Source organism: Streptomyces sp. CB02980 (assembly GCF_014451325.2).
GTDB lineage: Bacteria > Actinomycetota > Actinomycetes > Streptomycetales > Streptomycetaceae > Streptomyces.
The window spans coordinates 422,588-428,334 of record NZ_JACSCH020000002.1 but is presented as its reverse complement, the minus strand read 5'-3'; the positions used below and the strand labels follow the sequence as shown (position 1 = coordinate 428,334).

The window sequence follows — 5,747 nt, the reverse complement described above, 5'->3', positions numbered from 1 at the left end:
AATCTTTTCGGAAAGGTTGCCGATCTCTCTCCTGTTGGTTAGAAAGAACGGCGACGGAATCAAGAAACCACCTCGGGAAATGGAAAAGGGAAAAGAAATGACGAACCCGTTCGAGAACGCCGAAGGCCGCTACCTCGTCCTCGTCAACGACGAGGGCCAGCACTCCCTGTGGCCGGACTTCGCCGAGGTCCCGGCCGGCTGGGAGGTCGCCTTCCCGGAGAACGACCGCCAGGCCTGCCTCGACCACATCGAGGCCAACTGGACGGACATGCGCCCCAAGAGCCTCGTCCGCGCGATGGCGGCCTGACCCGGTGACCGGCCCCGACGCCGTCACGGTGCTCTGGGGCCCCGTCGCCTCCGGCGAACGGCGCGCGGCGCACACCACGCTGCTGCGCGCCGCCGCGGAGCTGACCGGCAGCCCGCTCCACCGGATCGGGCTCGCCCACGAACCCGGCGGCCGCCCGCGGCTCACCGGACCCGCCGCCCGGCTCCACGTGAGCGTGAGCCACAGCCCGGGAGCCCGAGCCGTGGCGCTCGCCGGGACCCCGGTCGGCGTCGACATCGAGACCGTACGGCCGCTGCCCGCCCTCGCACTGGCCCGGCGCTGGCTCGCCCCCGCCGACGCCGACTGGCTCGGCCGCCTCCCCGCGGCGGACCGGGTCCCCGCCTTCTACTGGCTCTGGACCCAGAAGGAGGCCGTGGGCAAGGCCCGCGGTCACGGACTCGCCCACGGCGGGCTCACCCAGCCGCTGCCCCACCCCCCGCACTGGCCCCCGCCCTCCGCCGCAGAAAGGACGCCCGCCCTGAGCGCCCTGCCCGGCGGGACCGGGGCCGCCTGCACGGTCCTGCCGACCGGCGCCGGCCCGTACGGCTCACATGTCCTCGCGGTCGCCGGCCTCGGTGCCCCGGGCGCCCCGGTCGACCTGCGCCACTGCGACACATGACCCACCGCACCCCACCCACCACCCTCACGAGAGGAGGCCCGGAATGACGCACCCCACCGACGACATCGACCGGGGTTCCTGGACCGGGCGGCTGACCCGCCGCTGTCTGCGGCACCGGCGCAGCGTGCTCGTGGCGGTCCTCGCCGCGCTCCTCGGGACCGCGACCAGCGCCGTCGTCCCCCTCGTCACGATGGTGATCGTCGACGACGTCGTCCTGCGCCCCGCCCGCTCCGCCGCCCTGTGGGCCGGAGCGCTGGTCGCCGTCGCCGCGCTCGGCTACCTCGCCGCGTACCTGCGCCGCCTGTACGCCGGACGGCTCGCCGCCGACGTCCAGCACGACCTGCGGGTCGACCTGTTCCGCTCGCTCTCCCGCCTGGACGGCGTACGTCGCGACGAACTGAGCACCGGTCAGCTCCTGGGCCGGGCCTCCGGAGACCTCAACATGGTCTTCGGCCTCGTCTCCACCCTGCCCACCGCGATCTCCAGCGCGGCCCTGCTGGTGGTCTCCCTGGTCCTCATCGCCACGCTCTCCCCGCTGCTCGCCCTGGTCGCGCTCGCCCTGGTCCCCGCACTCTGGTTCATCGGCCGACGCAGCCGCACCTGGCTCTACCCCGCGACCTGGTACGCCCAGAACCAGGCCGCCGCCGTCGCCGGAGTCGTCGCCAGCTCCACCGCCGGCATCCGTGTCGTCAAGGGATTCGGCCAGGAACAGCGGGAGATGGACCGGCTGGCCCGCGCCGCCCGGCGGCTCTTCGCCGGCCGCATGCGCGCCGTACGGCTCAACGCCCGCTACGGGCCCGCGCTCCAGTGCGTTCCGTCCCTCGGACAGGTCGGAGCCCTCGCGGTCGGCGGCTGGCTGGCGGCCCGCGGCGAACTCAGCCTCGGCGCCCTCCTCGCCTTCTCCGCCTACCTCGCCCAGCTCGTCGGCCCCGTCAAGACCCTCGCCGCACTGCTCACCATGGGCCAGCAGGCCGGCGCCGGGATCGAGCGGGTCCTCGAAGTGATCGACACCCGCCCGCTGCTGACCGAGGGCGCGGGCCGACTGCCCGAAGACGCCCCCCTCGGCGTCGAGTTCGACCACGTCACCTTCGCGTACGCCCCCGGCCGGCCCGTGCTCACCGACCTCTCCCTCCGCATCGAGCCCGGCGAGACCCTGGCCGTCGTCGGCGCCCCCGGATCGGGCAAGTCCACCCTCGCCCTGCTGCTCTCCCGGTTCCACGACGTCTCCGAGGGCGCGGTGCGGATCGGCGGCGCCGACGTCCGCGACCTGACCTTCGACTCCCTGCGCGGCGCGGTCGCCGGCGTCCCCGAGGACACCGCCCTCCTCGCCGGAACCGTCCGCGAGACCGTCGCCTACGGCCGGCCGGACGCCACCGACGCGGAGATCCACGCCGCGGCCCGCACCGCGCAGGCGCACGCCTTCGTCACCGCCCTGCCCGACGGCTACGCCACGGTGCTCGGCGAACGCGGCGCCCTGTCCGGCGGACAGCGCCAGCGCATCGCCCTCGCCCGGGCGCTCGCCGCCGCGCCCCGCGTCCTCGTCCTCGACGACGCCACCTCCGCCGTCGACGCCCGCGTCGAGCAGGGCATCCACGACGCGCTGCGCGCCCAGGCCGACGGCCGCACCACCCTGATCGTCGCCCGCCGCCGCTCGACCCTCGCGCTCGCCGACCGGATCGCCGTCCTCGACCACGGCCGGATCATCGACCTCGGCACCCACCGCGAACTCACCGCCCGCTGCCCGCTCTACCGCACGATCCTCCAGCACCATCCCGCCGAGCCTCCGGCCGACGCAGCCGCCGCCACAGCCGCCGCCGAGCCTCCGGCCCCCGCAGGGGACCGGCGGCCCCCCGCCCCGAACACCCCGAAACCCGCCCCCGCCCCGCTCTCCGCAGCCGCGCGCATGCAGGCCCGGGTCGCGGCACTGCCGCCGGCCCTCGATCTCCCCCGCGTCGACGAGGCGGAGGCCGCCCGCGACCCCCGGACCGACGGCACCGGCGAGTTCGGGCTGCGCCACCTGCTGCGCGGCTACCGCCTGCCGCTCGCCCTCGGCCTCGCCCTGGTCGTCGCCGACACGCTCGCCGGACTCACCCTGCCCCTCGTGCTGCGGCACGGCATCGAGGGCGGCGCCCAGCACCTCGCCCTCACCGCCGTCGCCACGGCCTCCCTCGCCGCACTGGCCCTCGTCCTCGCCCAGTACGCCGTCCAGTGGGCCGCGGTCCGGGTCACCGGACGCACGGGGGAGCGGCTGCTGTACGGGCTGCGGATCCGGGTCTTCGCGCACCTGCACCGCCTGGGGCTCGACCACTTCGAGAACGAGGCGTCCGGCCGCACCCTCACCCGGATGACCACCGACGTCGACTCGCTCTCCTCCTTCCTCCAGACCGGCCTGCTCAGCGTCCTCGTCAGCGCCCTCACCCTGCTCGGCGTGCTCGTCGCGCTCGGCGCCGCCGACGCCGGAATGCTCCTCGTCGTCCTCGCGGTTTTGCCGCCGATCGCCCTCGCCACCGTCGTCTTCCGCCGGGCCTCCGCCCGCAGCTACGCCGACGCCCGGGAACGGCTCGCCGTCGTCAACGGCGCACTCCAGGAAGGCGCGGCCGGCATGCACACCGTCCAGGCGTTCCGCCGCGAGGAGTCCGTCGTCACCGCCTTCGCCCGGCACAGCGACGCCTACCGGCGCGCCCGGGTCCGCGGCCAGTTCCTGTCCGCCCGCTACTTCCCGTTCATCCAGTTCCTCGCCGCCTGCGTCACCGCCGTGGTCCTCGCCGTCGGCGCACAGCGGGTGGCCGCGGGCGCCATGACGGTCGGCGCCCTCGTCGCGTACCTCCTCTACCTGGACCTGTTCTTCGTCCCGGTGCAGCAGCTCTCCCAGCTCTTCGACGGCTACCAGCAGGCACGGGTGTCCCTGCTGCGGATCCGGGACCTGCTCCGGCTGCGCAGCACCACCCCGGCCGCCGCCGACGCGCTCCCCGTCCGCTCCCTGCGCGGCGAACTCGTCTTCGACGACGTCGACTTCCACTACCGAGATGGCCGCCCGGCACTGACCGGGATCCGGCTGCGCATCCCGCAGGGCCAGACCGTCGCCTTCGTCGGCACGACCGGCGCCGGCAAGTCGACCCTCGTCAAGCTCGCCGCCCGGTTCCACGACCCGACCCGCGGGGCCGTCCGCATCGGCGGGACCGACCTGCGCGACCTGGACCTCACCGGCTACCGGAAACGGCTCGGCGTCGTTCCCCAGGAGCCGTACCTCTTCGCCGGAACCGTCCGGGAAGCCATCGCCTACGGCCGGCCCGACGCCACCGACGCCGAGACGGCCGACGCGGCCCGTCGGGTCGGCGCCCACGACACCCTCAGCGCCCTCGACGGCGGCTACGACCACCGCGTGACCGAAGGCGGACGCAACCTCTCCGCCGGTCAGCGGCAACTGATCTCGCTGGCCCGCGCCGAACTCGTCCGCCCCGACGTCCTCCTGCTCGACGAGGCCACCGCCGCCCTCGACCTCGCCACCGAGGCGCTGGTCAACCGGGCGACCGAACGCCTCGTCAGCGGCCGCACCGCCCTGATCGTCGCCCACCGCCTCAGCGTCGCCTCCCGAGCCGACCGCATCGTCGTCGTCGACGACGGCCGGATCCGGGAGGACGGCGCCCACGACGAACTCCTCGCCCTGGACGGGATCTACGCCGCACTGTGGCGCGCCTCGCTGGGGCGCCCGCCCGCGGCCACCGTCCCGCGGCCCGCAACCCTCACCCACGACTCCTACGAACGGAACGCTTCATGAGCGCCACCATCCAGCCGGCCGGCCCGGACGCCCCGGCCGACGACCGGCCCCCGCGCGTCGTCCTCGCCCAGCCGCGCGGCTTCTGCGCCGGGGTGCGCCGTGCCATCGGCATCGTGGAACGCGCCCTCGACCTCCACGGCGCCCCGGTGTACGTGCGCAAGGAGATCGTGCACAACCACCACGTCGTGGCCGAGCTGGAGAAGCGCGGTGCCCGCTTCGTCGACAGCGAGGAGGACGTGCCCGAGGGCGCCGTCTGCGTCTTCTCCGCCCACGGCGTCTCGCCCGCCGTACGCGACGGCGCGGCGGAGCGCCACCTCGAAGTCATCGACGCCACCTGCCCGCTGGTCTCCAAGGTCCACCAGGCGGCCGTCCGCTACGCCCGCGACGGCCGGACCATCCTGCTGGTCGGCCACGCCGAACACGAAGAGGTCGAGGGCGTCCGCGGCGAGGCCCCCGAGCGCACCATCGTCGTCGAGAACGAGGACGACGTCGCCGCCCTGGACCTGCCGGACGACGCGCCGGTGGCCTACCTGACCCAGACCACCCTGTCCTTCGACGAGACCCGGCGGGTCGTCGACGCGCTGCGCGCCCGCTTCACCGACCTCGCCGGCCCCGCCGACGGCGACATCTGCTACGCCAGCCAGAACCGCCAGAACGCCGTCAAGGCCCTCGCCCGCCGCAACGACCTCGTCCTGGTCGTCGGCTCCCGCAACTCCAGCAACTCGATCCGCATGGTCGAGGTCGCCCGGGAGCACGGCAGCGCCGCGTACCTCGTCCCGGACGCCGGCCATCTCGACGAGACCTGGCTCGCCGGGGCGTCGAGCATCGGCGTCAGCTCCGGCGCCAGCGCTCCGGAGATCCTCGTCCGCGGACTCGTCGACCGGCTCGCCGCACTCGGCTGGCACGACGTCGAACTGGACGACGGCATCGCCGAGGACGTCGTCTTCTCCATGCCCGCCCGGCTCGCCGACCCCGTCACCGGCCGAGTACCCCGGACCCCCCTGGCCGATGAGGCCCTGTGACCA

4 protein-coding genes are annotated in these 5,747 nt (G+C 74.7%); all 4 read left to right on the top strand.

The annotated features are described in order from the left end of the window. Nucleotides 1–97: 97 nt before the first annotated feature. The 4 genes from E0F75_RS05540 to ispH are packed head-to-tail and all read left to right on the top strand — an operon-like array spanning nt 98 to nt 5,744. Nucleotides 98–307 carry an MbtH family protein gene (locus E0F75_RS05540; protein ID WP_187621329.1) on the top strand — a complete coding sequence of 70 codons (210 nt, stop codon included), beginning with the start codon at nt 98–100 and terminating at the stop codon, nt 305–307. A 4-nt stretch (nt 308–311) separates the two neighbouring features. Continuing rightward, the gene (locus E0F75_RS05535; protein WP_187621328.1) at nt 312–944 is read left to right on the top strand and encodes a 4'-phosphopantetheinyl transferase superfamily protein; all 633 of its coding nucleotides are present in this window, start codon (nt 312–314) and stop codon (nt 942–944) included. A 43-nt stretch (nt 945–987) separates the two neighbouring features. Next, on the top strand, nt 988–4,722 hold the full coding sequence (locus E0F75_RS05530; RefSeq protein WP_187621327.1) for an ABC transporter ATP-binding protein: 3,735 nt from the start codon (nt 988–990) through the stop codon (nt 4,720–4,722). Continuing rightward, nucleotides 4,719–5,744, top strand: coding sequence for a 4-hydroxy-3-methylbut-2-enyl diphosphate reductase (gene ispH / locus E0F75_RS05525; RefSeq protein WP_187621326.1), 1,026 nt, complete (start codon nt 4,719–4,721; stop codon nt 5,742–5,744). The genes E0F75_RS05530 and ispH overlap by 4 nt, the downstream gene beginning before the upstream one ends. Nucleotides 5,745–5,747: the final 3 nt, after the last annotated feature.

Coding starts and splice junctions, on each gene's coding strand:
- E0F75_RS05540 (WP_187621329.1), top strand. CDS start 98: ATGACGAACCCGTTCGAGAACGCCGAAGGCCGCTACCTCGTCCTCGTC.
- E0F75_RS05530 (WP_187621327.1), top strand. CDS start 988: ATGACGCACCCCACCGACGACATCGACCGGGGTTCCTGGACCGGGCGG.
- ispH (WP_187621326.1), top strand. CDS start 4,719: ATGAGCGCCACCATCCAGCCGGCCGGCCCGGACGCCCCGGCCGACGAC.